A 461-nucleotide genomic window follows, 5' to 3' on the forward strand; every position below is an offset into this window, starting at 1 on the left:
TTTTCCTACCTCCCCGGTCCCCCCGGGCCTTCTCCTCGGCCTTCCTCCTCAGCGCCGGGCGGGCCGCGGCGCGCGGGAGGCGTTCCCGCGGTGGACGACGACCACCGCGGTGAGGCCGACGGCCAGGCCGAGGGCGGTCTGCGGGCCGAACGGCTCGTCGAACGCGAGGGCGCCCCAGACCGCCGTGACCGGGGCCATGAGGAACATGAGGGTGTTGACCTCGGTGACTCCGGAGCGCCGCAGGATGAGCCAGTACAGCCCGTACCCGCCGAAGGTCGACAGGACCACGAGCCAGGTGATCGCGACCCAGAAGGAGGTCCCGGCGGGCGGCTTCGCGGCCCCGGTGCCCACGGCGAGCGCGGTGAAGACGACGGCGCTGGTGGCGCAGTGGACGGTCATCGACACCAGGGGCGCGACCCGCACACGGGAGCGGCTTTCCAGGAACGTGGCCGCCACCAGCG

At 73.5% G+C, this 461-nt stretch carries 1 protein-coding gene; it reads right to left on the reverse strand.

What is annotated here, in order from left to right; genetic code table 11:
• Positions 1-48: 48 nt before the first annotated feature.
• A partial coding sequence (locus KDL01_RS41925) for an EamA family transporter (protein ID WP_212534272.1) occupies positions 49-461 on the reverse strand: 413 nt, incomplete at its 5' end.

Origin of the sequence: Actinospica durhamensis (genome assembly GCF_018139695.1) — a bacterium.
GTDB classification, from domain to species: Bacteria; Actinomycetota; Actinomycetes; order Streptomycetales; family Catenulisporaceae; genus Actinospica; species Actinospica durhamensis.